The sequence below is a fragment of the Streptomyces sp. NPDC030995 genome, from assembly GCF_055571215.1.
Window position 1 is genome coordinate 221,451 of the sequence record NZ_JBVIFS010000008.1, and the last position, 26,999, is coordinate 248,449.

Genomic DNA, 26,999 nt, shown 5'->3' on the forward strand with positions numbered 1-26,999 from the left:
CTGTCGTGTCAGCGGCTTTCGAAGTGAACCGGCAGGCTTTCGTAACCGGTGAGGAAGTTCGAGTAGATGGGGCGGGGCGTCCCGCGCAGCTCCATCCGTTCGACGTGGGCCACCAGGGCGCTCAGCAGCGCCCGAAGCTCCGCCCGGCCGAGGAACGCGCCCAGGCAGTAGTGCGGGCCGTGGCCGAACGAGAGGTGCTTGTTGGGCGAGCGGGACACATTGAAGCGGCGCGGTTCGTCGAAGACCGACTCGTCGTTGTTCGCCGATATGTTCCACAGCGTGACGATGTCGCCCTTGCGTATCGTATTTCCGTGGAGTTCGAAATCCTCAACGGCGGTACGGGCCAGGTGGATCCCCGGCGTCGACCAGCGAATGATTTCCTCCGCTGCCGACTCGAAAGAGGCTTCGCCCGTCTGCAGGGCATGCCACTGATCGGGATTCTCGATCAGAGCGAGCACCGCGCAGATCGCCGATATCCGGGACGTCTCGTCGCCGCCGAGAATAAGGCTGTAGCAATTGACGGCGAGTTCTTCGACGGTGAGCCGGCGGCCCTCGACCTCCGCGGTCGCGAGCATGCTGATGACGTCGCTGCCGGGGTTGTCCCGCCGTTCCTGCGCCAGCTCCATGAAATAGAGCACGATTTCGTTGCGGGCGCTGAGCGCATCGAGCTCACTGCTGTCGGCATGGCCTGACGACAGCGCCATCTTGTTCCACTGCAGCAGGTTCTTGCGGTCCGCAAGGGGAATGGACAGCAGATCGCAGATCGTGTTCATCGGAATCTGCTCGGCGACCTCGGCGGCGAAGTCGAACGTGTCCAGCCCGACCACCGTCGATACCAGCTCGGTCGTGCGCTGCTGGACCTTCTCGACGACCTCGCCGAGGACCCGTGGCGTGAACGCACTGAACATGAGGTTGCGCAGGCGCCGGTGCCGCGGACCGTCGGTGACGGCCAGCATGCTCCCGCCCGCGGAGTCGTCGCCGCGCAGCACGACATCGAGGACGTTTCCCCTGACGGACGTCAGGGCTGCGTTGTGGAACAACGACTGGATGTCGGCATATCGAGAGACCACCCAGAATCCAGGGTTTCGGTCCGTGGGTTCGTGCCAGTAGACGGGACGTTCGGCACGCACTCCACGCCAGAACTCGTGGACGTCGTTCTCAATGAAAGTGGCCGGATCGGTGAGATCCAGGGAACGAAGACTGAGATCGGACTGACTCATTGTGTGATCGTGACAGGTCCACCCTGCCCGCTGCCCGGACTCTTGCCCGTTCCTTTCCGGCACGGGCCGCCCCGGTGGGCGGTCGCGAGCGGCCGAGCGATCCGGCCCCCGTCCGCCGGCGCGCAACCTCGTCCGTCGGCCGACCGCGCACCCCGCGGAGTCCGGCCCCCGGCCGTCCGGCCGGCCGCCGTGTCCACACCGGCAGGGCCCGCCTGCCGCGCCGTGGAAGAGGTCGCACGGGTCCTGTCAATATGCAAAACGCACGGGCACGGATGTGGAGTGAATCTGTTTGGTGTGACGCCTGACTGCTAATGTCGATATCGCTTCCAGGGGCCGAGGCAGGGGCAACTGGCGGATTATCGTTATCTCGGGGAGTCAGGGCGTGCCGTACCAACCTACAGTCGCAAGCATTCTGGCGCTTCAATATTGACCAGAAAGTTTCTGTGTTTTTGGAGGTTGGTCGTCTATCGAACCTGATGCCCGGATGCGGAATGACTGCAGTTCATTATTCGAAGGTATCAGAAAATTTCTGCTCGATGAGGGGATCGTACGCATGTCCAATGCATTCGAGGACGACAGCCGAAACTATCTGGCACTGCGCAACGATGAAGAGCAGTACTCGCTCTGGCCGCAGGACGTCACCGTTCCCGAGGGCTGGCAGGTCGTGTACGGCCCGGCGGCTCGGTCGAAGACCATCGACTACATCGAACACGCCTGGACGGACATGCGGCCGAAGAGCCTGCGGGATGCGATGGCCGCACACGGCGGCGCGTCGGCATGACCTGACGAGGTGTGCTGATCCGATGGCACCTCGATGGCCGACTGACTGGAAAACGCTGCGGTTGCGAGCCCTACTTCTCGATTTCAACAAAGCGGGGGATACCTGTGAAGGTAGATGTGAAGGATCGGGTCAAATTTGTTCGCTGGCCCGCGGAAAGCAATATCCGCGAGCAATGTAAGGTGCGGGGGCATCTCTGTCTTCTGGTGGTCGAGCACGGCGCATCCCCGCCGGAGCATCTGAGTCTCCACGAGGACTGGGTGCGCCCGCCGATTGTCCAGGAAGACCTCCAGGCCCGACTGCGCCAGCTGGCAGATCGGGCCGTTCTCAAGTCGAAGCCTGTACTGGATCCGGCAGGGATCCTCTACTTCAAGGACTCGTCCGTCACGCTCTCCTTGACGCAGTGTGAGATGTTGGCGCCGCTGGTGGCCCAGTACGGCGAGATAATCTACCGAACTGAATTGCGGGAAATTCTCGAACATTCCGGTTCCAGCTCGTCCAGCAACGCCTTGGACCTGCACGTGATGCGGTTGCGCCGACGTCTGCAGCTCGTTGGCCTCGCGGTCCGAAACGTCTGGGGCCGTGGTTTCGTCCTCGAGCCCGTCTAGCGCCCCGGTGTTGATTCGTCGGCAGTCGGGCAGGTGGGCGGCCGATCGTGCAACCCACCCGCGCAAGGACCGCCGACGAATCAATGACTCAGTACGCGGGCGCTCCGCCGGCGGCGACGGTCACGACGTCGCGACGCTGAGACCGATGTGCGCCTGACTGCGCAGATCACGAAGCTCTGCGAAAGGAAGGGTGCAGTGGCTGATCAGGTAGTTGGCTCCCTGTGTGCCGCCGGTACCGGCATGGTTGCCCATCACCCGCGTGATCAGGCTGATGTGACTCACCTGCCAGCGCCAGTAGCCGTTGCCGACGTCGAGCAGCGCTTCGATGATCCGGTAGTAGACGTCCGCCTCGATACCCCGCCGGGCCATGTCGGAAATGCTGTGCCCCGACCTGGCCACCCATGCGACGAACGACTCGTACAGGGGACCGTCCTGCTCGGCGTTGCCGATGAGGTGCGCCAACCGGTGGAATTGCTTCGACTGCGCGCCGCTCGCCGTTCCGAGGAACTTCCGGAACATGGCGAAGTCGCGCAGGGGCAACCGGTCGAGAGCGGTCAGCTGAGTGCTCAGCAGGCGCATGAGTTCCCCGGCGCGCTGCAGGAGATCGACGATCCATTCCGCGTTGGACGTGTCGTCCGTCGTCGTGAACGTATCGATGGCGGCCTCTAAGTCGGCGATGATCTGCGTGAGCCACAGTTCGCTCGCCTGGTGCGCGATGATGAAGAACTGCTCTGACAGCACCGTGGACTTCGTGGCCGCAGATCCGGCAGAGCGGGGATTCTGGAGGGACAGCAAAGTATCAAGTTCGAGGTAGTTCTGATACTTCAGTTCGTCGGTCACTTTGATTCCCTCTCTCCGTGACGAACTCGAGCGTATGGCGCGCCCCTACGGTCGGCGCGAAAGGTTCTGCGCAAGAAGGCGACGGCCGGACTCGCGGAGTCGCCCCCGACAGCCCGTGACCGGGGGCATCCGTACGACGGCTGCGCCGAACCGGTCGGTCAGTGGAGCAGCGTTGCCAGGCCCTGGCTCATCATGGAGTGATCGGCGGCCCCGTGAGCTTTCGGAGAAAGAGTTCTTTCACAGCCCGGTTGGCCAGCAGAGCTGCGTGTCATCGTCGACGACTGTTACCCCGGCGCGATGGCTGTCCCGGTGGGCCCGCCAGGCCGACGACCGGTGACACCTATATGAGACCCGGGAAGAACGCGCCGGGTTGCGATGCCCGCGAACAATATTCGCATTATCCATGCTGGAACTCTGTGTCGGAGGCGGAGCGGAGTTGAACACTGTTTCGGACGTATTCGAGTCCGTGGTTGCCACGTCGGGTGATGCCCCGTCGGTCATCTTCGGAGAGACCGTCGTTGACTATTCGGAGCTGAACGCGAGCGCGAACCGCCTCGCCAGACGGCTGATCGCGGCCGGCGTCGGCCCGGACTCGCTGGTCGCGGTCGCGGTGCCGCGGTCGTCCCGGCTGATCGTCGCGGTGCTCGCCGTACTGAAGGCGGGTGGCGCGTACCTGCCGCTGGACCCGAGCTATCCGACCGAGCGGCTCGCGCACATGGTCGTGGACGCGCAGCCCATCCTGTTGCTGCGGACGGAAGGCGTCGACTCACCGCACCTGGACGTGCCGGAGCTGGTGCTCGACGACCCGTCCTTCGAGGCCTCGTACGCGCAGGAGCGCGGCGACAACATCGCCGCCGACGAGCGCCTGGCGCCGCTCACTCCGACCCACCTGATGTATGTGATCTACACCTCCGGTTCGACCGGTGTCCCCAAGGGAGTCGCGGTCAGCCACGCCGGCGTGGCAGATCTGGTCTCGACCCAGGCGAAGCTCTACGGGGTCGGCCCCGGCGACCGCGTACTGCAATGGGCCTCCTTCAGTTTCGACGCCTGGTTCTGGGACTTCACCCTGGCGCTACTGCACGGCGCGACACTCGTGATGGCCGAGCAACACGCCCTGCTGCCGGGCGAGTCGCTGCGCGACACCCTGCTGAAGTACGACGTCAACCACGCGGTCCTGCCGCCGGTGGCCCTGGGCATCACCGAGAGCGAGGGCCTGCTGCTCGGCGGCACGATCACCTCCACCGGCGATGTCTGTACGGGGTCCTTGGCCGAGGAGTGGTCCAAGGGCAGGAGTCTCTTCAACGCCTACGGCCCGACCGAGGTGACCGTCGGCGCGTCGATCGGCGGACCGATCGAGGGAGTCCAGGAGGAGGTGACCATCGGGACGCCGTGGGACGGCGGTGCGGTGTACGTCCTCGACGAGAACCTGCAGGACTTGCGCGACGGCCGGGAGGGCGAACTGTTCCTGGCGGGAAGCGGAGTGGCCCGCGGCTACCTGAACCGTCCGGGCCTGACCGCGAGCCGGTTCGTCGCCGATCCCTTCGGCCCGCCCGGCAGCCGGATGTACCGCTCGGGCGACCGGGGCAGGCACGAGGCCGACGGCGCGCTCTACTTCACCGGCCGGATCGACAACCAGGTGAAGGTCCGAGGCTTCCGCATCGAGCTCGGAGAGATCGAAACGCGCCTGGAGACCCACCCGGCAGTGGAGATCGTGGTCGCGGCGGTGGGCGGTGACGACGTCTCCACCGAGCACATCGTCACCTACGTCAAGACCTCGGCGCGGCACGCCGTCTCCGAGGCGGAACTGCGCGAGTACGCGCGCCTCGCGCTCCCCGAGCACATGGTCCCCTCGAGCATCGTCCTGCTCGAGCGGTTCCCGACGCTGCTGAACGGAAAGGTCGACCGCAAGGCGCTCATCGAGCGGGCCTCGCAGACCGCGGTCGACACCCGCGACGCATCGACGGCCGCCGTGCCGGACGCGGGCAACGCCGGCGGCAATGGCGGCGATGGCGGCGATGGCGACGCGAAATCCTACGAGCAGATCCTGTGCGGCATGGTGAAGGAGACGCTGAAGATCAGCGAAGCGACTCCACAGGACAACTTCTTCGATCTGGGCGGCCACTCGGTGCTCGCCGCGCAACTGGTCAGCCGCATCCGCAAGGAGCTCGGCGTGGCCGTGCCGATGCGATCGATGTTCGAGGCCCAGAGCCTGGCCGATCTGGCGCAGATCATGGAGCAGGTCAAGCAGGCCTGACGCGTCAAGGGCTGACCGCCTGACCAATGGCTTGGAAGACGACGCTGCGGATTCGATAGCGTGCAAGGGAGCTTGGAAATGTCATCGGAGAATGTTGACCGCGGCGCGGGGAGTCCCGTCGCCACGAATGCCGGGATGGACCCGGACGCCCTGCGCCGTGTGGTGTCCGACCTGCTGGGCATCGAGTTGACCACGGCGGACGACGACAGCAACCTCTTCGAGCTCGGCTTGCAGTCGCTCGAGATGATGCGACTGGCGAATCGACTCAGCCGTGCCGGTTCCGAGATCAAGTTCGCGCAGTTATCCGACGACCCGCGGCTGACGGCATGGTTCGACCTGCTCGCTCCCGGCGCCGGCGCAGTCGCCGAGGCCGAGCCGATACCGCAGCCCCGGAGTCCCGAGGCGGAGCACGATGACCGGGCGGACCGGCCCTTCCCGCTCACGCCCGTCCAGCAGGCCTATCTGATCGGCCGTGCCGACGACCAGCCGCTCGGCGGCGTCAGCTGTCACGCCTACCTGGAATTCGATGCGGAGCAGGTGGAACCGCAGCGTCTGGAGGCGGCCGTCCGCGCCCTGATCGTGCGGCATCCGATGCTGCGCGTGTCGTTCGCCGACGACGCCACCCAGCACATCATGCCGGAATCGTCGTGGCCGGGCGTGACCGTCCACGACGTCCGCCACCTCGCGGGCGACGAGGCGGCGGCAGCGGCCCTGGCCCTGCGTGACCGGCTCTCGCACCGACGCCTGAACGTCGATCGCGGAGAGGTCATCGACGTCCAGGTGACCCGGCTCCCGGGTGCGGTGGACCGGCTCCACTTCAATGTCGATCTCCTGGCCTCCGACCTGGCCAGCATTCGCGTGCTGCTCTCCGACCTGGCCGCCCTGTACGACAACCCCGGCGCCCTCGACGACATCACCTACACGTTCGGCCGGTACATCGAAGACCAGGACGCGCTGCGCGGTCCCGAACGCGAACGGGCCCGCGCGTACTGGCAGGAGAGGCTGCCGTCGCTGCCGGGCGGGCCGAAGCTGCCGCTGGCGATCGACCCCGAAGCGGTCGTCGTACCGAAGTTCGTCCGCCGCTCCTGCGGGCTCACGGCGGACGAGTGGCACACCATGGAGCGGCGGGCGGGCGAGGCGGGTCTGACGCCCTCGGTGGTGCTGGCCACGGCGTTCGCCATGGTGCTGGGCCGGTGGAGCGGGGACGAGCACTTCCTGCTCAATCTGCCGCTGTTCGACCGCGACCTCGACGCCCACCCGCAGATCAACCGCATCGTGGCCGACTTCACGGGGCTGGTGCTGGTCGAGGTCGATCTGGCCGGCGCAAGCTTCGCCGACTGCGCTCGCGCGATGCAGAAGCAGATGCACGAGGGCATCGGCAACTCCGCCTACTCCGGCGTCGACGTTTTGCGCGACTTCAACCGCGCCGACCTGGACGCGCCTCGCACGGCGCCCGTCGTCTTCGCGTGCGACCTGTCGGCTCCGCTGGTTCCCGACGAGTTCGCGGCCCGCTTCGGCGAGGCGACGTGGATGATCTCCCAGACCCCGCAGATCTGGCTCGACCACCAGGTCTACCGCACCCGCGACGCCGGCGTGCTGCTGGTGTGGGACGCCGTCGAGGAGCTCTTCCCCGACGGTGTGCTGGACGCGATGATGTCGGCCTACGAGGCCCTGGTCCGCGGCCTGCTGGCCGGCGAGTGGGACACCCCGCTGCCGCAGATGCCGCTGCCCGCCGCGCAGCAACAGGAGCGGGTGGCGGTCAACTCGGCAACCCGCACGGTGACCGAGAACCTCCTGCACACGGCGTTCTTCGAGCGCGCCGCGGAGCGGGCCGGCCGGCCCGCCCTGCTGTGGGGCGAGCAGGAGGCGATGGCTCACGACGAGCTGGCGCGGCGCGCCCTCGCCGTCGCCGGCGCACTGGCGCAGCGCGGTGTCGGCCGCGGCTCGTACGTCGCCGTGACCGCCCCGAAGAGCGCCGAGCAGATCGCGGCCGTGCTCGGCGTCCTCGCCGCGGGCGCCGCGTACGTGCCGATCGGCGTGGACCAGCCCGACGAGCGACGCGCCCGCATCCTCGAACTCAGCGGCGTCCAGGTGGTCCTCGACGGCCGCGGGACCCCGGGGTCGACCGGTGCCGGCATCGAGGTGCTGCCGATCGACGCGGCGATGCTCGCGACACCCCTGAGCGCACCGGTGGCCGCCGCCCCCGACGACACCGCCTACGTGATCTTCACCTCGGGTTCGACGGGCCTCCCCAAGGGGGTCGAGGTCAGCCATCGCGCCGCGGTCAACACCGTCGAGGACATCAACGAGCGGTTCGACGTCGGGGCCGACGACCGGGTGCTGGCGGTCTCCGCGCTGGACTTCGACCTCTCCGTGTGGGACATCTTCGGATTCCTCGCGGTGGGCGGCGCTGCCGTCCTGGTGTCGGAGTCCGGCCGGCGCGACGCCGCCGAGTGGCTGGCCCTGTGCCGGCGGCACGAGGTGACCGTCTGGAACACCGTCCCGGCCCTGCTCGACATGGTGCTGACCGCGGCCGACGAGTCCGCGCTCCCCGCCACGATGCGCCTGGCCCTGCTGTCCGGCGACTGGATCGGGCTCGACCTGCCCGACCGGCTGGCCCGCTCGTCCGGTGGCCGATGTCGTTTGATCGCACTCGGCGGCGCCACCGAGGCCGCCATCTGGTCGAACGCGTACGAGGTCACCGAGGTGCCGGACGGCTGGCGCTCGATCCCGTACGGAAAGCCCCTGCGGAACCAGAAGTTCCGCGTGGTGGACGGCCGTGGCCGGGACTGCCCCGACTGGGTGCCCGGTGAGCTCTGGATCGGCGGTACCGGCGTCGCCCTCGGCTACCGGGGCGATCCCGAGCTGACCGCGACGCGTTTCCCCCGGCAGGACGGCGAGCGCTGGTACCGCACCGGCGACCTCGGCCGCTACTGGCCCGACGCCAATCTGGAATTCCTGGGGCGCCTCGATCACCAGGTGAAGATCAACGGCTTCCGCGTCGAGCTGGGGGAGATCGAAGCCTGCCTGCAGGCGCATCCCGCGGTGGCGCAGGCCGTGGTCGTTCCGTTCACCGAGGGGCGCCGGGAACTGGTCGCCGCCGTGGTCGAACGCTCCTCGGCGCCGGACCGGGTCCAGGAGCCCGCGGACCGGGCGGACGGTGCCGGGCACCCCTCGAACGCGTTCCTGCCGCCCGCGTCCGATGCCGCGACGGAGTCCGATCCGCACCTGCACGAGCACCGGCTGGTGGAAGTGCTGCTGGCCGGCGTCGTCGCACCGCTGATCGCGCCCGACGGCGGCGCGGTGCGGTACGCGTCCATCTGCGCCGAACAGCGTCCCGTGGTGGACATCTGGCTGGAGTACCTCGCACGGCGCTCCGTGCTGGCAGGCAGCGCCGAGACGGCGTACGAGCACGGCCCCCGATGGGGTGACGTCACGGACCCGACCTGGATCAAGCAGGCTCGCGCTGCCACCCAGGGGACGTGTCTCGAAGCCGTCGCGACCGCCCTGGAATGGGCCGGGCCGCTCTTCACGGCCGTCATCTCCGGCGATGCCGACGCCACCGCACTCCTGGACGATCCGGTACTGGCCCCCGAGGCCCTGGCCGATCTGATGCCCGGCACGGCCGAATGCCTCGGAGCCGTCGCGCACGAGCTGCGGGCACGTACCGCGGCCGGCGACGCCGCGCCGCCGGCCGTCGCGGAGTGGGACGTGATCAGTGGCCGCGGCACGGCGAGGCTGCTCGCCGAACTCGCCCCGGACACGGTCGAGTACACCCTGCTCGGTTCCTCGCTGCCGGCGCTGGCCAAGGCCGAGACGCTGCTGCAGGAGCAGGGCCACCGCACGCACACCGCGCTTCAGGGCCCTGCCGCGATCGGCGCGGGGAACGTCCACGCCTTCGACGCCGTCGTGGCGAACAACGTCCTGCACCGGATGCCGGACCCCGAGGTGGCCGTGGCCACCATGGCCCTGCTGCTCGCGCCGGGTGGACGCCTCTACCTGCTCGAACGCGAACACCCGACGCCACTCGCGCTGGTGACCGCCCTGCCGCTGGAGGCGCGCGCGGGGAGGTTCGACGAGGGCCGGCCGGGCTCCGCCTGGCTGTACGACCGCGAGCGCTGGACACGGGCCTGCGTCGAGGCCGGACTGGGCGAGGTCCGGGTCGTGCGCACCGCGGGCACCGGCGAAGTCCTGCTGGCCGCGGACCGGCCCGCGACGGCCCGAGGGGTCGACGGGGAGCAGCTGCGCCGGTGGACGGCGGAGCGACTGCCGGAACACATGGTTCCCGCCCACCTCGCCGTGCTGCCCGCGCTGCCGCTGAGCAGCAACGGCAAGGTCGACCGGCGACAGATCCAGATCGTTCTCGAACAGTCCGTCGACCGGCCCCGTGACGTGGGCGAGCCACCGCAGGGCGCCACCGAGGTGTTCGTCGCCGAACGGTGGACGAAGCTGCTCGGCCTGGATTCGGTGGGCCGCGACGAGAACTTCTTCCGCCTCGGCGGTGACAGCCTGCTCGCGACGCGCTTCGTCGCCGAGGTCCGAGGGGCATGGGCCATCGAACTTCCCATGCGCGAGGTCATGCGTACACCGACCGTCGCGGGGCTGGGCGTGCTGATCGACGAGCTCGTGTGCGCCGCCGGCGTGGGGCCGGCCGACGGCTGGGACAACGGCGACGATTGCGAAGAGGGTGCGGTGTGAACGCCAACGAACTGCTCGAAGAGTTTCAGAGCGCCGGCATCCGTCTGTGGCGCGAGGGGCAGCAGCTGCGGTTCCGCGCTCCCCGCGGCGTGATGACCGACCAGCGTCTGGCCGACCTGCGCGCCTGCAAGGCGGAGCTGCTGGCCGTCATGGCCGATACCACCGCGCGCACCGACGAGCCGGTGTGGCAGGCCCACCCGGAGGAGCGTGAACAGCCCTTCCCGCTCACCGACATCCAGTCGGCCTACCTGTTCGGCCGCAACTCGGCCTTCGACTACGGTGGCGTCTCCTGCCACATCTACCTGGAGTTCGAGTACCCGGCGGATCTGGACCACGACCGCCTGCAGCGGGCGTGGGACGGCCTGGTGCAGCGCCACGACACCCTGCGGACGGTCATCTGCGAGGACGGCACCCAGCGCGTCCTGCCCGTGCTGGACGACACCCGCATCGAGGCCGCCGACCTTCGCGGAGCGCCCGGCGACACGGTCGAGAAGGCGATCGACCAGGTGCGCGACGAGCTGTCCCACAAGGTGCACCCCGCGGGCGAGCGCCCCATGCACGAGCTGCGCCTGACCCTGGCCACCGATCGCAGCGTGCTGCACGTGTCGGTGGACTTCATGGCCCTGGACTGGCTCAGCCTGCAGCAGGTGCTGACCGAGCTGGACCGCCGCTACCAGCAGCCGGACTGCGCACTGGACCCGGTGGACGCCACCTTCCGGGACTACGTGCTCGCCGAGCGCCGACTGCGCGACAGCGCCCAGTACGAGCGCGACCGCGCCTACTGGTGGAACCGCATCGACGAGCTGCCCGGCGCGCCGGCGCTGCCGCTGCGCGACGACCACGATCCGGCGACGACGCCGCCGCTCTTCCGCCGTCTCACGGCGACGCTGGACAACCGCGTGTGGCAGGCGCTGAAGGCGCGCGCCGCCGAGCACGGCATCACCCCGGCCAACGCGGTGCTGGCGGCGTACGCGCAGACGATCGGCCGCTGGAGCAGCGCCGAGCGCTTCTGCCTCGGGCTGCCCGTGCTCAACCGGATGCCGCTGCATCCGCACGTGGACCGGCTGCTCGGCGACTTCACCTCGCTGAGCCTGCTCACCGTCGAATCCGACGGCCGGACGAGCTTCGCCGAGCGGGCCCGCGTACTGGGCGAGCGGATCTTCGACGACCTCGACCACCGGCTGTACAGCGGCGTGGAGGTGCTGCGCGAGCTCACCCGACGCCGTGGGCGTGAGGCGGCGGCGCTGCCGGTGGTGTTCACCGGCAGCATCGGGGTCGGGGGCGGCGCGGTGTCCGCGGCGGGCCGCAAGGCCCGCCCGGTGTACGGGATCAGCCAGACACCGCAGGTGTGGATCGACTGCCAGGTGGGCGACCAGTACGGCGGCCTGGACATCAACTGGGACGTGCGGGAAGGGGTCTTCCCCGACGGGCTGGTGGACGAGATGTTCGCCGCGTTCGAGGGGCTCCTGCACCGGCTGGCCGAGCGCGACGCGCCGTGGGCGGCGGTGGATCCGCAGCCGTTGCCGAACCGGCAGCTCGGCCTGCGGGCCGCGGTGAACGCGACCGAGGCGCCGGAGCCGGACGGCCTGCTGCACGACCCGCTCGTGGCCTACGCGCGAGCGAACCCGGACCGGGTCGCGGTGGTCGACCCGGCCGGGTCGCTGACCTACGGGCAGTGGCTGGGCCGCGCCGCCAGGGTGGCCGAGCAGCTGCGGGCCGCCGGGTGCCGTCCCGGCGACTTCGTCGGCGTCCTGATCGACAAGAGCCGGGACCAGGCCGTCGGCGTGCTCGGCGTGCTCCTCGCGGGCGGCGTGTACGTACCGGTCGACCTCGGCCAGCCCCAGATCCGGCGGGACCGGATCCTCACCGACAGCGGCGCCCGGTTCGCGGTCGTCGCCGACGCCGCGACCGCCACGTCACCGCCCGGTGTCCAGGCGGTCGAGGTGGCCGGCGTGCAGCCGGTCCCGGTGGCCGAGATCCCCGACGGCCCCGCGGTGACACCCGGGGACCTCGCCTACGTCATGCACACCTCGGGTTCGACCGGCGTGCCCAAGGGGGTGATGATCACCCACCATGCCGCCGCCAACACGGTGCACGACATCAACACGCGCTTCGGCGTCGGCGACCGCGACCGGGTCCTGGGCCTGGCCGCGCTCAGCTTCGACCTGTCGGTCTACGACCTGTTCGGCCCGACGGCGGTCGGTGCCACCCTGGTGCTGCCGGACCCGGCCCGCCGAGGCGACCCCTCGCACTGGGCCGCCATGGTGGCCGAGCACGGCGTGACGCTGTGGAACTCGGTCCCCGCGCAGCTCCAGATGCTGATGCACTACCTGGACGTCGAGCCCGCCGACCTCGGCTGCCTGCGGCTGGCGCTGCTGTCGGGCGACTGGATTCCGCTGTCGCTGCCCGCTCACGCCGGACGGCACGTGCCCCGGACCGAGCTGATCAGCCTGGGCGGGGCGACGGAGGCGGCGATCTGGTCGATCTACCACCGCATCGAGACGGTCGAGCCGCACTGGCGCAGCATTCCGTACGGAGCTCCGCTGGCGAACCAGCGGTTCCACGTGCTCGACGCCGCCCTGCGCGACCGGCCCGAGCTGGTCGTCGGTGAGCTGTACATCGCGGGCACCGGCCTGGCGACGGGCTACCTGAACGACCCCGAGCGGACGGCGGAGCGGTTCATCCGCCACCCGGAGACGGCGGAGCAGCTCTACCGCACCGGCGACCTCGGCCGCTACCTGCCGAACGGCGAGATCGAGTTCTCCGGCCGCGCGGATCAGCAGATCAAGATTCGCGGACACCGGATCGAACTCGGCGAGATCGAGGCGGTGCTGGGCGAACACCCGATGGTGGGCACCTGCGTGGTGCTGGCCGCGGGCAGCGACGCGTTCGAGCGGGCGCTGATCGCCTTCGTGATACCGGGGCAGCAGCCCGGTTCCGTCGAAGGCGCGGAGCTGGTGCGGTGGGTGGCCGAACGGCTGCCGTCGCACATGGTCCCGGCGCGGGTGCGGATCGTCGAGACGCTGCCGCTGACACCCAACGGAAAGGTCGACCGCAAGCGGCTGCTCGAGTCGGCGCCGGTGACCACCGCGCCGCGCGGCGGGCCCTCCGAGCCGCCGCGGCCGGGTACCGAACTCGAGATCGCACGGCTGTGGGCAGAAGTCCTCGGCGGTGAACTGCCCGGCCGAGACCTGGGATTCTTCGACGCCGGCGGCAATTCGCTGCTGGCGGCCCAGTTCGTCGGGCAGATGCGCGAGCGGATCCCCGAGGCCGCGGAGATCACCTTCGACGTGCTGCTGCGCGCCCTGCTGGACATGCCCACGGTCGCCGGCCTGGCCCAGCGGCTGCAGTCCGCCGCCGCGTCGGAGCAGGCCCCGGCGGCGACGACGGCGGCGGCCCGGCGGTCGCCACTGGTCCCGCTGGCCGGATCGGGGCAGGGACCGGTGCGGCTGCTCGTACACGACGGAACGGGGACCCTGGCGCCCTACCAGGCGCTGATCGCCGAACTCGGCTCGGAGGCCACCCTGTTGGGGCTGGCCGTACCCGACGGCGAAAGCGGCCTCGACCTCTCCGCGCCGGACCTCGTCGAGGAACTGGCCGCCGGCTACGCACGCGAGGTGCAGGCCGCCGGATACGACGACGTGGACATCGTCGGCTACTGCCTCGGCGGCCCGATCGCACTGGAACTGGCCAGGGCTCTGAGCGAGGCCGATGTGACCGTGGGGAGTCTGACCATCGTGTCCGGCTTCGAGCGGACCGCCGAGGCGGCGGCGCGCTACGAGCCGCAGCCGTACGCGGGGGACATCACCTTCCTCCGCCCGGTCGAGCCCGCGCACGGCACTCCCGGTTCGCAGGACGACGCCGCCGACTTCTGGCGCGACGTGTGCCTGGGCGACCTGACGGTGACCGAGGTTCCCGGCGATCACCTCAGCTGTCTCCAGGCACCGCACGTGACGCGGACGGCGGACGCGATCACGACGTCGCGGACGGACCGCCGATGACGCGCGCGGCGTCGGGACCGATGCGCGTCGTGGTGTGCGGCACGCGTTTCGGCCAGGTTTACCTCTCGGCCCTGGCCCATGCCGCGCCCGACCGCTTCCAGCTCGCCGGGATCGTGGCACGGGGCAGCGCCCGGTCCGTCGCGCTCGCCGAGGAGTACGGCGTTCCGCTGTACGACAAGGTCGAGCAGCTGCCCGACGACATCGACGCGGCCTGTGTCGTGGTGTCGACCGCGGTCGGCGGCGGGCGGGGCGTCGAATTGGCCCAGGCCCTGCTCGAACGCGGGATCCACGTGCTCCAGGAGCATCCCCTGCACCCGACCGAGCTGGCGGACTGCTTGCGGGTGGCGCGCCGGACCGGGGCCCAGTACCAGGTGAACACCTTCTATCCGCACCTCGAACCGGTCCGGCGGTTCACCTCGGCCGCCCGCCGGCTGATCCAGCTGCGCAAGCCGGTGTTCATCGACGCCATGTGCGCGGTGCAGGTGTCGTTCGATCTGCTCGACATCCTGGCCGGGATCTTCGACGGACTGCGGCCCTGGTCGATCTCTCCGATCGCGGGCCACGCCGGTCGCCCGCTGGTCAGTGTGGACGGGCAGATCGCGGGCGTGCCGCTGACGCTGCGGGTGGAGAACCAGATGCAGGCGGGCGACGACAGTTCGAGCCTGTTCCTGCACCGGATCACCATCGGTACCGATGCGGGCAACCTGATGCTGGCCAACACCCACGGCCCGGTGATCTGGAGCCCTGTCCTGAAGATCGACGGCGGTGGTGTCACCGGGGAGTACGTGGGTACGTCAGAGACGCCGACCTGGGGGACCGCCATGCACGAGGTGTGGGGAGAGGGGGTGTTGGCCGCCCTGGACGAGCTGCGCGAGCGCGTCGACGCGGGCGTGGACCCGTTGCACGGCAGCCAGCGCCACCTGACCGTCGCCCGCGCATGGAAGGAACTGACCGAGGCCCTGGGCTATCCCGAGGTGGCCGAACCGGATTCCGGAGACCCGCTGACAGCCGCCGATCTTGCAGGCCAACCGGTATTCGGACGCTTGTAGGGGGATGGCCGACAACCGCCGCCCTGGTGGTGGCACAGCGGCCCGGTGCGCGGTACGGTGATATCGGAACACGTTTGGAAATCGATGGGAGAGCTATGAGCGCGATCGATCCCGCTGAGGCGAGGGAGCGGTCCACGCCCTTGGCGGACGCCGGTTCCGCCGCGGGACAGGGCATGGGGCGGTTACTCCGCCCCTTCGTCTGGAGTTTCGCGGCCGTTGTGATCTTTCAGGTCATCGGTGCCTTGGCGGGTCTGGCGCCGTTGCTGGCGGTGGTGGAGCTGGGGCGCAGTCTGCTGAAGCCGGGTCCGGTTGATCGTGATCACGTGTGGGCTGTCGTGACCGTGGGTGCGGTCGGGATGTTCGTCCGTCTGGTGTTCACGGCGGCGTCGTCGGGGATCGGCCATGTGATGGACGGCAAGGTCCAGTTGGCGTTCCGCCGGCAGTTGGCGGACCGGTTGGGCCGGGTTCCGATCGGCTGGTTCTCCAAGCGTCGGACGGGTGAGCTGGCGAAGGTGGTGGGGGAGGACGTCAGCGCGGTCCATCCGTTCATCGCTCACACGCCTGGTGAGATCGTTTCGGCGTTCGTGGTTCCACTGGCTTCGCTGGTGTATCTGTTCACTGTTGACTGGCGGTTGACGCTGATCGCGTTGGTGCCGGTGGTCGCGGCGATGGCGCAGGTTCCGTTCATGATGACGCCGACGCGGACGCGGGAGCAGGAGGAGTTCGATACGGCCATGGGCCGGATCTCGTCCTCGGTGATCGAGTTCGTGCAGGGCATCGCGGTGGTCAAGGCGTTCGGCCAGTCGGGGCGGGCGCACCGGAAGTTCCTGAAGTCCACGGATGATTTCGTGGTCACGTTCCAGACGTGGGTGCATGGTATTTCGCCGATCGCGGCGCGGATGCAGCTGGCGCTGTCGCCGCCGTTCGTGCTGCTGGTCGTGCTGATCGGCGGGGCGTGGCGGGTCACGGACGGCGGTCTGACGCCGGCTGATCTGCTGCCGTTCCTGCTGCTGGGTCTGGGGCTGACCGCCCCCGTGGCGGCCCTGGGCCATGGTTTCGACGACATCCAGGCCGCGCAGCGGGCGGTCGGACGGATCCGCGAAGTCCTCGACGTGCAGTCCCTGCCGGAGCCGGCGACGCCCGTCGCGCCGCAGGGGCACCGGGTGGAACTGCGTGATGTGCGCTTCGGCTACGAGGAGGACCGCGAGGTCCTGCGCGGCATCGACCTGGTCCTCGAGCCGGGCACCGTTACCGCGGTCGTGGGCCCCTCCGGAAGCGGCAAGTCCACCCTGGTGCAGTTGCTGCCCCGCTTCTTCGACCCGACCAGCGGAAAAATCCTCCTGGGCGGGGCCGACTTGCGGGAGATCGGCTCCAGTCAGCTTTACCGCATGGTCTCCTTCGTCTTCCAGGACGTGCGTCTCCTGCGCGCGACGGTCGCCGACAACATCGCCCTCGCCGTCCCCCACGCCAACCTCGACGACGTGGTGCGCGCCGCGAAACTGGCCAACATCCACGACCGGATCCTTGAACTGCCGCGCGGCTACGAGTCGGTGATCGGCGAGGACGCGGGCCTGTCCGGCGGCGAAGCACAACGCATCGCGATCGCCCGCGCCCTGCTCGCCGACACCCCCATCCTGGTCCTCGACGAGGCCACCGCCTTCGCAGACCCCCAGACCGAACAGGCAGTACGCCGCGCACTCGCCACCCTCGAAGGCAACCGCACGGTCCTGGTCATCGCCCACCGCCTCGAAACCGTCGCTGACGCCGACAACGTCGTCATGCTGGAAGACGGCCAGATCGCCGAACAAGGCCGCCCCTCCCAACTCCTCGCACAGAACGGCCCATTCGCCGCGTTCTGGCACTCCCAGCGCGCAGCGGTCGGCCAGGAAAGCGAAGTACCCGGTGGCGCACGGCAAGGAGACGAAACCCGATGATCCGCATGCTGCTCCACGTCCTGGGAGCCAAGTACGCCACACCCCTGCGCCGCACCCTGACGCTGATGACCATGACCGCCATCGCCGAGGGACTCTCCTACGCCCTGCTGGTCCCGGTCCTGAAAGAACTCTTCGGCGACACCCCCGATGACGCCTGGCCGTGGATCGCCGCCTTCGGCGCAGCCTTCCTCCTGTACGCGGTCCTGCGCTACATCAGCGACATGTCCGGCTTCCACGTCGGCACCGAACTCCTGCGCGGCATGTACCACCGCCTCGGCGACCACCTCGCCAAACTCCCCATCGGCTGGTACAGCGCCAGCCGCCTGGGCGAACTCTCCGTCCTGGCCAGCCGCGGTGTCCTGCAGGCCATGAGCGTGATCGCCCACATCCTGGGCCCGTTCATCTCCGCCACCGTCACCCCCCTGACCATCGTCGTGGTCATCCTCGTCTTCAACTGGCAGATGGGCCTGGCCGCACTCATCGCCGTCCCCGTCGTCGCCGCCATCCAGGCCTTCACCGGACGCACCACCATCGCCGCCGACGCCGAACGCTCCGAGCGAGACGAAGAAGCAACCGGCCGCGTCATCGAATTCCTCCAGGTCCAGCCCGTCCTGCGGGCCGGCGGCCGCACCGCGGAGCGCTTCAACCTCCTCGACGACTCCCTCAAAGGCGTCGAACGCGCCTCACGCCGCCTGACCTTCTCCGCCCTGCCCGGAGCCGTCGGCCTGACCCTCACCGTCCAGGCCATGTTCACCGGCCTCCTCGCCCTGGGCGCCTACCTCGCCCTCGACGGCGACATCGGCGTCGCCGAAACCCTCACCATCCTCGTCCTCGCCGCCCGCTGCGCCGACCCCCTCCTGTCCCTCGCGGACATGGGCGGCAAACTCCGCGCCGCCCGCTCCGTCCTGGACAAGCTCCGCATCGTCCTGGAAACCGCACCCCTCCCCGAACCCGCCACCCCCCTCCAGCCCGCCGACAGCAGCCTCGAACTCGAAACGGTCACCTTCCACCACGGAGAGCGCACCGTCTTCGACAACGCCTCCCTCACCGTCCCCCAAGGACAGCGCCTGGCCGTCGTCGGACCCTCCGGAGCCGGCAAGAGCACCCTGCTCCAACTCCTCGCCCGCTTCTACGACGTCGACGCCGGCGCAGTCCGCATCGGCGGCGTCGACGTACGCAACATCAACACCGAAACCCTGATGGCACAGATCGCCATCGTCTTCCAGGACGTCTACCTCTTCGACGGCACCATCGAGGAAAACATCCGCCTCGGCCGCCCCGACGCCACCGACACCGAAGTCCGCGCCGCCGCCACCGCAGCCCGCCTCGACGAAGTCATCGAACGACTCCCCGACGGATGGAACGCCAACGTCGGCGAAGGCGGCGCACTCCTCTCCGGCGGCGAACGCCAACGCGTCTCCATCGCCCGAGCCCTCCTGAAGAACGCCCCCATCGTCCTCCTCGACGAAGTCACCTCCGCACTCGACCCCGTCAACGAAGCCGCCGTCCACGAAGGCATCGAACGCCTCATGGCCGGCCGCACCGTCGTCATGGTCGCCCACCGCATGCGCACCGTCCAACGCGCCGACCGCGTCGTCTTCCTCGACAACGGCCACATCGTCGAAGAAGGCACCCACGACGAACTCCTCCAACACGGCGGCCGCTACGCCGAATTCTGGAACATCTCCATGGCACCGGCAACGAGGGAATAAGAGCCGAAATGTTTGTCGATCCTTTGTCGCGGGACCAGCGTGGCGGTGCGTTCCGCCGCCACGCGCCGCGACCCTATGCCCGAGCCCGAGTGCTGCTGTTTCCGCACGGTGGCGGCAGCGCGAGTTATTACCGGTCGTGGGCCGCGGCGGCACCCTGGGACATCGAGTTCCTCGCCGTTCAGTACCCGGGGCGCGAGGATCGGTATTCCGAACCGGTGCCGGCGGACATCCAGGGCATCGCCGCCGCACTCGCCGCCGAGGTGCCGGGCGACGGGCCGCCGCTTCCGACCATCGTGTTCGGGCACAGCATGGGGGCGATCGTCGCCTACGAGTTCACCCGCCAACTTGCGGCGGCGGGTGAACCGCCCATGGGACTGGTCGTGTCGGGACATCCCGCCCCGATGCTGACCCGGCCGGGCCAGGTGCACCTCGGCAGCGACGAGGAGCTGATCGAGGAGTTGCGCCGTACCGAGGCGACGCACCGCGACATCCTCGACAACGCTTCGCTCGTCCAGGCGTTCCTGCCCATCATCAGGGGCGACTACCGGTTGAGCGAGACCTACCGGCCCCTGCCCGGCGACCGGTTGAAGGTTCCGGTCACGGTGCTGTACGGCGATCGGGATCCTGAGATCCAGGCGTGGGAGGCCGACGGGTGGCGCGAGGTCACCGGCGGCTCGTGCGAGATACGCACCTTCGACGGCGGGCACTTCTACCTGGAGGAGCACCGCGACTCGGTCGTGGAACTCCTCACGGCCCAGGCACGCACGGCGTCCGACGCGTCGGCGATCCCGTGGCCGTCCGCTCCGTGACCGCTTGACGACCGGACAACACGCGCCACCGACCCCGGCGGCGTGAAGACATTCCTTGCAGCCGAGAGAAGGACAGTGACGCCGTGACTGTCGAAGCCATCGATCACCGCATCGACATCCGGATGAGCCCGAGGGACCTCATCAACATCGGAATCTTCGGTGCGCTCTACATCGTGACGGTCGGGGTTTTCAACCTGCTCGAATTCATCACCCCGGTGATGACGCTGGTGACGAGTGCGCTCAGCATCGTCGCGGCGGGCGTGCCGTTCATGCTGTTCCTCACCCGGGTGCGGCATGCCGGCATGGTCACGGTGTTCGCCGTCATCGTGAGCGGTTTCATGCTGCTCATCGGTAGCCCGCCCATCGGTTTCGTCATCGGGGTGGTGGCGGCGCTGATCGCCGAGGTGCTGCTGTGGCTGGGCCGGTACCGGTCACGGCAGTTGAGCGTCTTCGCCTATGCGGTGTTCAGCACCTGGTTCGCCGGGCTGTTCATGCCGATGCTCTACGCCCGCGAGGAATTCCTGTCCAGCCCGTACATGGACTCGATGGGCGCCGAGTACGTCGACAAGCTGGACAAGCTGCTGTCCCCGGCCGTGCTGATCGCGTTCGACGTGTCCACGCTGGTGTTCGGGCTGATCGGCGGTGCGCTGGGACTCCGGTTGCTGGACAAGCACTTCCGGAAGGCCGGATTGGTGTGACCGGCGCGAGTCGGCAGCTCGGCTCGGCCGCAGCGGTGGAGGCCGACCCGGCCGCACCGCAGGGGACCGTCGCACGATCGGTACTCGACCCGCGCACCGCCGTGGCGATCCTGCTGGGCGCGAGCATCACCATCATGGCGCCGGGCGGGCTGTGGTTCGTACCGGCGGCGCTGACCGCCGGTGTGCTGCTGGCGCTTTCCGAGCGAGCCTGGCGGCGCGCGGTCGGATTGCCGGTGGCCGCGGTGGCGGCCGCCGCGGTGGCCTATCTGCTGCCGCTGGCCGCCCCGTGGCCGGTGCTCGGCCTGGTCGGGGTGATGGGCGAGTTCACGCTGCGGCTGGTGGCCGTGGGAAGCATTGCCGCGCACCTGATCCAGACCATCTCGCCGACCCGGTTCGCCGCCGCGCTGCGGTCGGCGCGGGTACCGTCCGCGTTCACCGTGTCGGGCGCGGTGATGCTGCGGTTCGCGCCGACCATCATCGCCGAGGCACAGGCGGTGCGCGATGCCATGCGGCTGCGCGGGCTCGGCGGCTGGGGGGCGATGCTGCGCCATCCCCTGCGCGCGATCGAATACTTCACCGTCCCGCTCATGGCGTCGAGCCTGCGCGCGGCCGAGGACCTCTCGGCGTCGGCGCTGCTCCGCGGGCTGGGCTCGCAGCCGAAGCCGACATCGATGCATCCGCCGCGGTTCGGCCCCGCCGACGCCGTGGCCGTGGTCGTGGTGGCGATTCTGGCGGCGGCGACGCTGCTGTGGAGGTCGGGGCGATGATCCAGCTGAAGGACATCCGGTGGGTGTACCAGGGCACTGACAACCCCGTACTCGACGGGCTGGACCTGCACATCCGGCGCGGCGAGACCGTGGTGCTGTGCGGGCCGAGCGGCTCGGGCAAGAGTTCGGCGCTGCGGGTGATGAACGGCCTCATCCCGCACTTCCATGACGGGACCCTCGACGGGGAGGTCCGCGTCGACGGGGAACCGATCACCGATCTCGCGCAGATCGGGCGGGTGACGGGGACGGTGCTCCAGCATCCGCGCCGCCAGTTCTTCACCGACGCCATCGACACCGAATTGGCTTTCGCGCTGGAGAACGCCGGTACGCCGCCGCAGCGCATCCGCGACCGGGTCGGCGAGGTCATCGCCGACCTGGGGCTGGCCGATCTCACCGGCCGGCTGCAGAGGCTGTCGGGCGGCCAGCAGCAACGGGTGGCGTGCGCGGCGGCCATCACGCACGGGCCGCCGGTGCTGCTGCTGGACGAGCCCACCTCCAACCTGTCCCCCGAGGGCATCGCGGATCTCACCGCGACACTGCGTCACCTGCGGGACCAGGGCGCGACCCTCGTCATCGCCGAACACCGCCTGCACTACCTGCGCGAACTCGCCGACCGCATCGTGGTGCTCCACGACGGCCGTGTCAGGAGGGAATGGGTCAGGGCCGAATTCGCGGGGCTGACCGACGAGATGTTGCGCGCGGAGGGATTGCGCAGCCTCGACGCGCCGGAAAGAACCGGTGTGGCACCGGCTTTCGGCCACGGACCCAGCATCGGGCCGGAAGAAATCCGGCCGCCGGAAGCCGACGGGTCCGGTGTCCTCCTGCGAGGAATTCGCTGCGCATTCCGCGGACGCCCCGTCATCGACATCGCGGAAGCACATCTGCCCGCCGGCGCCATCACCGCCGTCACCGGCCCCAACGGCGCGGGCAAGACCACCCTCGCCCGCATCCTCGCCGGGCTGCAGCGTCACGCCGGCCAGGTGCTCCTCGACGGCAGCCCGCTGTCCCGCTCGCAGCGCCAGCGCGAGTCCGCGATCGTCATGCAGGACGTCCAGCGGCAGCTCTTCACCGACAGCGCCAGCGCCGAACTGCGCCTCGGCGCCATCCCGGAACAGGCGGAACACGCCGCCACCGTGCTCGCCGATCTCGACCTGGATGCCTTCGGCGACCGGCACCCCCTGTCCCTGTCCGGCGGCCAGCAGCAACGCCTGGTCGTCGCCACGGCCCGCCTGAGCGGCCGCCGCGTCGTCATCTTCGACGAGCCCAGTTCCGGTGTCGACCGCCGCCACCTGCAATCGATGACGCGCACCATGCGCGACGTCGCCGCGGGCGGTGCGGTGGTCCTCCTCATCAGCCATGACAGCGACCTGCTCGCCCTCGCCGCTGACCAGGAGCTACGCCTGCGCACTGTGAAAAATTCACATGGGCAGGGGTGAAATGAACATTGTGACGTGAAGCCTCCGCTCGGTACCCTGCCGATATTGATGCAGGCTATAACTTTTATTTGATGGTATTGGCGCCTTTTCATTGCGAATAAGCCGGGGGATTTCTTAGATGTGCGGGATTGCGGGATGGGTTTCGTTCGACGCCGATCTGACGCGCCGGGGTGAGGTACTCGACGCGATGACCGAGACGATGGCGTGTCGCGGGCCGGACGGCTGCGGCACGTACACGCGCACCCATGTCGGGCTGGGGCACCGGCGTCTCGCCATCATCGATCTGCCCGGCGGAGTGCAGCCGATGAGCGTGAGCACGCCGGCCGGCGAGATAGCCATGGTGTACTCCGGCGAGGCCTACAACTTCCAAGAGCTGCGCGAGCGCCTCATCTCGAAGGGGCACACCTTCCGGACGGACAGCGACACGGAGGTTGTGCTCCGCAGCTACCTGGAGTGGGGCGAGAGCCTCGTCGACCACCTCGAGGGCATGTACGCGTTCGCGATCTGGGACGAGCGCGAGCAGAAGCTGCTCCTCGTGCGCGACCGGATGGGCATCAAGCCGCTCTTCTACTACCCGACGCCGGACGGTGTGCTGTTCGGCTCCGAGCCGAAGGCGATCCTGGCGAACCCGCTCGCGCGCAAGGCCGTCGACACCGATGGTCTGCGCGAGCTGTTCGCGCAGACCAAGACCCCGGGCTGGGCGCTGTGGAAGGGCATGCACGAGGTGCTGCCCGGCACGCTGATCAGCGTGGACCGCAACGGGCTGCGGGAGCGCACCTACTGGCGCCTGGAAGCGACCCCGCACACCGACAGCCGTGACGAGACCGTGGCCCGGGTGCGGGAGATGCTCACCGGGACCGTCGGCCGGCAGCTGATCTCGGACGTGCCGCAGTGCGTACTGCTCTCGGGCGGGCTGGATTCCAGCGCCATCACCGGTCTGGCGGCGCAGCATTTGGCCCTGCGGGACGAGCAGGTGCGCACCTTCTCGGTGGACTTCGCCGGCCAGGAGGAGAACTTCGTCCCCGACGAGATGCGCGACACCCCCGACTCGCCGTTCGTACGGGATGTGGCGGCGCACGTGCGGTCCGCGCACCACGACGTGATGCTGAACCCGGCCGACCTCTCGGATCCCGCGGTGCGGCGCGCGACCGTCGCCGCCCGGGACATCCCGAACGGGTTCGGTGACCTCGACAGCTCGCTGTACCTGCTGTTCAAGGCGATCCGGGAACGGTCCACGGTGGCACTGTCGGGCGAGTCGGCCGACGAGGTGTTCGGCGGATACCCCTGGTTCCACCACGAGCCGCTGACCCGCGTCCAGACCTTCCCGTGGATGGCGGTCATTCCGCCGCTGAGCCTGGAGGCGCGGACCGACCACATCGAGCCCGGGCTCCGCGAGCGGCTCGACGTGAAGACCTACACCGCCGACCAGTACGCGACGGCGCTCGCCGACGTCGACCACCTCGACGGGGAATCCGAGCTGGACCGGCGCATGCGCTCCATCTCCCACCTGCACCTGACGCGTTTCGTGCGCAACATGCTGGACCGCAAGGACCGGCTGTCGATGGCGGTCGGGCTGGAGGTGCGGGTGCCCTTCTGCGACCACCGGCTCGTCGAGTACGTCTACAACACGCCGTGGGCGCTGAAGTCCTTCGACGGCCGGGAGAAGAGCCTGCTGCGCCACGCCACGGCACACGTGCTGCCGCGGTCGGTCGTGGAACGGGTCAAGAGCCCCTACCCGTCGCCGCAGGACCCCCAGTACGCGGCGAACCTGCAGCAGCAGGTGAAGGAGCTCGTCGCGGCCCCGGACTCGCCGGTGTTCGCGCTGGTCGACCGGACCTGGGCGCAGCAGGTCGGCGCACAGGATCCGGCGGGCATGACCACGGGCGTACGGGCCGGCCTGGAGCGCGTGCTCGACCTGCACACCTGGATGGAGCTGCATTCGCCCGAACTGCACCTGGACTGATCACGCACCGCTGACGACCCACGGCCTTGGGGCCCGTCCTCCCCCGACGGGCCCCAAGACCGTGTTCCCCCGCCCCGCTGGTTTCTCCCGCTCTCCCCACCCCGGGACCGGCAACGTTCACACGATGATTGGGAGATTGCAGATGGACCGCGAAGCGGACGTCACCGTGACGTCAGTTCCGGCCGTGGAGGAATCGCCGGATGCCACCAAGCCGGCCCCGAAACCCCGCCGCTGGGCCCTCGTACTGCTCAGGACCGGCGCGGTCCTGTTCCTTCTCGACACGCTCTTCCAGGCGGCTCTGGCCGGCCTGTTCGTCACCGGGGACGTCGACCTCCTCGTCTGGCACAAGCACAACGCCGACCTGCTCAGCGCACTGGTCGCCGTACAGGCCGTCGCCGCGGCCGTGTTGTGGCGCTCGAAGCTCGCACCGGTCTGGCCCTTCCTGCTCACCGTGGGCCTGATCGTCCTGCTCATCGCCCAGCAGGGCCTGGGCGAGGCCCGGATGCTCGGCGGACACATCCCCCTGGGGATGGCGATCTTCGGCGCCGCCGCCGCCCTGACGTACTGGGCCTTCACCTTCCGCCCGGCCCGGCCGACCCTGCCGGCGCAGGCGGACGGGGGACAGCGGTGACGTCCCGTCGACGCTTCCTGGGGCTCGCGGCGGGGGCCGGGGTGGGCCTCGCCGTCCCGATCGGCTCCGCGACCTACGCCCACCTGGCGGGGGAGAGCACCGGCGCGCTGCTGACCAGCGCCCTGCCCCTGCCCAAGCCCTTCGCCGTGCCGCTGCCGATCCCGCCCCAGGCGCGTGCGGTCCGCAGCGCCGACGGGACGGACTTCTACCAGCTGACGCAGAAGGAAGCCGCCGTCGAGATCCTGCCCGGGACCAAGACGACGGTGTGGGGCTACGACGGGATCTTCCCCGGCCCCACCTTCGTCGGACGCTCCGGCCGCAAGATGGTCGTCGAGGTCGAGAACAAGCTCACCGTGCCCACCTCCATGCACCTGCACGGCGGAGTTACCCCGCCCGCCTCCGACGGCTATCCCACCGACCTCCTGTTGCCCACCCAGTGCGGCGCCGCCATGCGCAGCGGCAGCTACAAGTCGCACCAGGGCGAGCACGGGATGCACGTGGAACCGTCCGACTGGAAGGTCATGGAGGGCCTCAAGTCCTACGAGTACCCGCTGGAGCAGCGTGCCGCGACGCTCTGGTACCACGACCACCGCATGGACTTCAGCGCTCCGCAGGTCTGGCGCGGCCTGGCCGGCATGTTCCTCGTCCGCGACGAGGAGGAGGAGGCCCTCCCGCTGCCGGGCGGCGACCACGACGTCCCCCTGATGCTCTGCGACCGCGCCTTCGAAGAGGACGGATCCTTCCGCTACCCGGCCGTGACCCCCTCCTGCATCGGTGAACCCGGCGTGGACGAGGCGTACATGGACGGCGTGCTGGGCGATGTCCAGCTGGTCAACGGAGCCCCGTGGCCCCTGCTCGAAGTCTCGAACACCCGGTACCGGCTCCGGCTGCTCAACGCCTCCAACGCCCGCCGCTACCGGTTGCGGCTGGACAAGGGCGAGGGAGGCCGGCTGCCCTTCGTGCAGATCGGCAGTGACGCGGGCCTGCTGTCGGCGCCGCAGCGCCTCGATGCGCTGCCGATCGCCCCCGCCGAACGCTTCGACGTCGTGGTGGACTTCGCCGACTGCCCGGTGGGGACCGACGTCACTTTGGTCAACACCCTTGCCGACGGCGGCATGCGCCAGGTGATGCGCTTCCGTGTGACCCGTCAGGAGAACGACCCCAGCCGGGTACCGGACCAGCTGTCCAAGACGGCGGCGCCGTTGGACCGCGGTGCGTCCGCGGCCGTTCGGCAATTCGACTTCCGGCGCACGAACAGCGGCGACGGAGCCATGTGGACGATCAACGGCCGTCCGTTCAACACCTCCGAAGCCCTCGCGACCCCGCGCCTGGGCACGGTCGAACGCTGGCGCTTCAGCAGCGACTTCCACCACCCCGTCCACGTACACCTGGCCCACTTCCAGGTGATCTCCCGCGGCGGCAAACCCCCGGCCGCCACCGACGCGGGCTGGAAGGACACCGTCGACGTGCGTCCGTACGAGGTGGTCGAGGTCCTGGTCCGCTTCGACGGGTACAAGGGCCGCTACATGCTCCACTGCCACAACCTCGAACACGAGGACATGGCGATGATGGCCAACTTCGAGGTGGTCTGATCGCCGTAG

At 69.4% G+C, this 26,999-nt stretch carries 17 protein-coding genes; 15 read left to right on the forward strand and 2 right to left on the reverse strand.

The genetic code is table 11. The annotated features are described in order from the left end of the window. Positions 1-8 precede the first annotated feature (8 nt). Positions 9-1,220 (reverse strand): cytochrome P450, encoded by a 1,212-nt coding sequence (locus ACZ45T_RS15760; RefSeq protein ID WP_468441455.1) that lies wholly within the window; start codon positions 1,218-1,220, stop codon positions 9-11. 553 nt (positions 1,221-1,773) lie between these two features. Between ACZ45T_RS15760 and ACZ45T_RS15765 the strand changes: the two genes are divergently transcribed. Then, on the forward strand, positions 1,774-2,001 hold the full coding sequence (locus ACZ45T_RS15765; protein WP_468441457.1) for an MbtH family protein: 228 nt from the start codon (positions 1,774-1,776) through the stop codon (positions 1,999-2,001). Between the two features lie 104 nt (positions 2,002-2,105). Next, the gene (locus ACZ45T_RS15770; protein ID WP_468441459.1) at positions 2,106-2,606 is read left to right on the forward strand and encodes a winged helix-turn-helix domain-containing protein; all 501 of its coding nucleotides are present in this window, start codon (positions 2,106-2,108) and stop codon (positions 2,604-2,606) included. 120 nt (positions 2,607-2,726) lie between these two features. Here the strand turns inward: ACZ45T_RS15770 and ACZ45T_RS15775 are convergent, their stop codons facing one another. Beyond that, positions 2,727-3,446, reverse strand: a complete 720-nt coding sequence (locus ACZ45T_RS15775) for a tryptophan 2,3-dioxygenase family protein (RefSeq protein ID WP_468441461.1) — start codon at positions 3,444-3,446, stop codon at positions 2,727-2,729. 436 nt (positions 3,447-3,882) lie between these two features. Here ACZ45T_RS15775 and ACZ45T_RS15780 point away from each other — a divergent pair, with 436 nt between their 5' ends. The 13 genes from ACZ45T_RS15780 (at position 3,883) to ACZ45T_RS15840 (ending at position 26,990) form a co-directional block, all read left to right on the forward strand. Further along, complete coding sequence (locus ACZ45T_RS15780; protein WP_468441463.1) at positions 3,883-5,700, forward strand: non-ribosomal peptide synthetase; 1,818 nt, start codon at positions 3,883-3,885, stop codon at positions 5,698-5,700. 78 nt (positions 5,701-5,778) lie between these two features. Further along, positions 5,779-10,398 (forward strand): non-ribosomal peptide synthetase, encoded by a 4,620-nt coding sequence (locus tag ACZ45T_RS15785; RefSeq protein WP_468441465.1) that lies wholly within the window; start codon positions 5,779-5,781, stop codon positions 10,396-10,398. After that, positions 10,395-14,399 carry a non-ribosomal peptide synthetase gene (locus tag ACZ45T_RS15790; protein WP_468441467.1) on the forward strand — a complete coding sequence of 1,335 codons (4,005 nt, stop codon included), beginning with the start codon at positions 10,395-10,397 and terminating at the stop codon, positions 14,397-14,399. Before ACZ45T_RS15785 ends, ACZ45T_RS15790 begins: the two co-directional genes overlap by 4 nt. Beyond that, positions 14,396-15,448 (forward strand): Gfo/Idh/MocA family oxidoreductase, encoded by a 1,053-nt coding sequence (locus ACZ45T_RS15795; protein WP_468441469.1) that lies wholly within the window; start codon positions 14,396-14,398, stop codon positions 15,446-15,448. The genes ACZ45T_RS15790 and ACZ45T_RS15795 overlap by 4 nt, the downstream gene beginning before the upstream one ends. A 95-nt stretch (positions 15,449-15,543) precedes the next feature. Next, positions 15,544-17,382, forward strand: a complete 1,839-nt coding sequence (locus tag ACZ45T_RS15800) for an ABC transporter ATP-binding protein (protein WP_468441471.1) — start codon at positions 15,544-15,546, stop codon at positions 17,380-17,382. After that, a complete protein-coding gene (locus ACZ45T_RS15805; RefSeq protein ID WP_468441473.1) occupies positions 17,379-19,094 on the forward strand; it encodes an ABC transporter ATP-binding protein in 1,716 nt (571 codons plus the stop codon). The genes ACZ45T_RS15800 and ACZ45T_RS15805 overlap by 4 nt, the downstream gene beginning before the upstream one ends. 89 nt (positions 19,095-19,183) lie before the next feature. After that, a complete protein-coding gene (locus ACZ45T_RS15810; protein WP_468441475.1) occupies positions 19,184-19,903 on the forward strand; it encodes a thioesterase II family protein in 720 nt (239 codons plus the stop codon). Positions 19,904-19,986: 83 nt separating this feature from the next. Beyond that, the gene (locus ACZ45T_RS15815; RefSeq protein ID WP_468441477.1) at positions 19,987-20,601 is read left to right on the forward strand and encodes an MptD family putative ECF transporter S component; all 615 of its coding nucleotides are present in this window, start codon (positions 19,987-19,989) and stop codon (positions 20,599-20,601) included. After that, positions 20,598-21,368 (forward strand): energy-coupling factor transporter transmembrane component T, encoded by a 771-nt coding sequence (locus ACZ45T_RS15820; RefSeq protein ID WP_468441479.1) that lies wholly within the window; start codon positions 20,598-20,600, stop codon positions 21,366-21,368. Before ACZ45T_RS15815 ends, ACZ45T_RS15820 begins: the two co-directional genes overlap by 4 nt. Next, positions 21,365-22,804, forward strand: coding sequence for an ABC transporter ATP-binding protein (locus ACZ45T_RS15825; protein WP_468441481.1), 1,440 nt, complete (start codon positions 21,365-21,367; stop codon positions 22,802-22,804). The genes ACZ45T_RS15820 and ACZ45T_RS15825 overlap by 4 nt, the downstream gene beginning before the upstream one ends. A gap of 118 nt (positions 22,805-22,922) precedes the next feature. After that, positions 22,923-24,767 (forward strand): asparagine synthase (glutamine-hydrolyzing), encoded by a 1,845-nt coding sequence (asnB, locus tag ACZ45T_RS15830; protein ID WP_468441483.1) that lies wholly within the window; start codon positions 22,923-22,925, stop codon positions 24,765-24,767. A gap of 142 nt (positions 24,768-24,909) precedes the next feature. After that, a complete protein-coding gene (locus ACZ45T_RS15835; RefSeq protein WP_468441485.1) occupies positions 24,910-25,398 on the forward strand; it encodes a hypothetical protein in 489 nt (162 codons plus the stop codon). Then, positions 25,395-26,990 carry a multicopper oxidase family protein gene (locus ACZ45T_RS15840; RefSeq protein ID WP_468441487.1) on the forward strand — a complete coding sequence of 532 codons (1,596 nt, stop codon included), beginning with the start codon at positions 25,395-25,397 and terminating at the stop codon, positions 26,988-26,990. Before ACZ45T_RS15835 ends, ACZ45T_RS15840 begins: the two co-directional genes overlap by 4 nt. Positions 26,991-26,999: the final 9 nt, after the last annotated feature.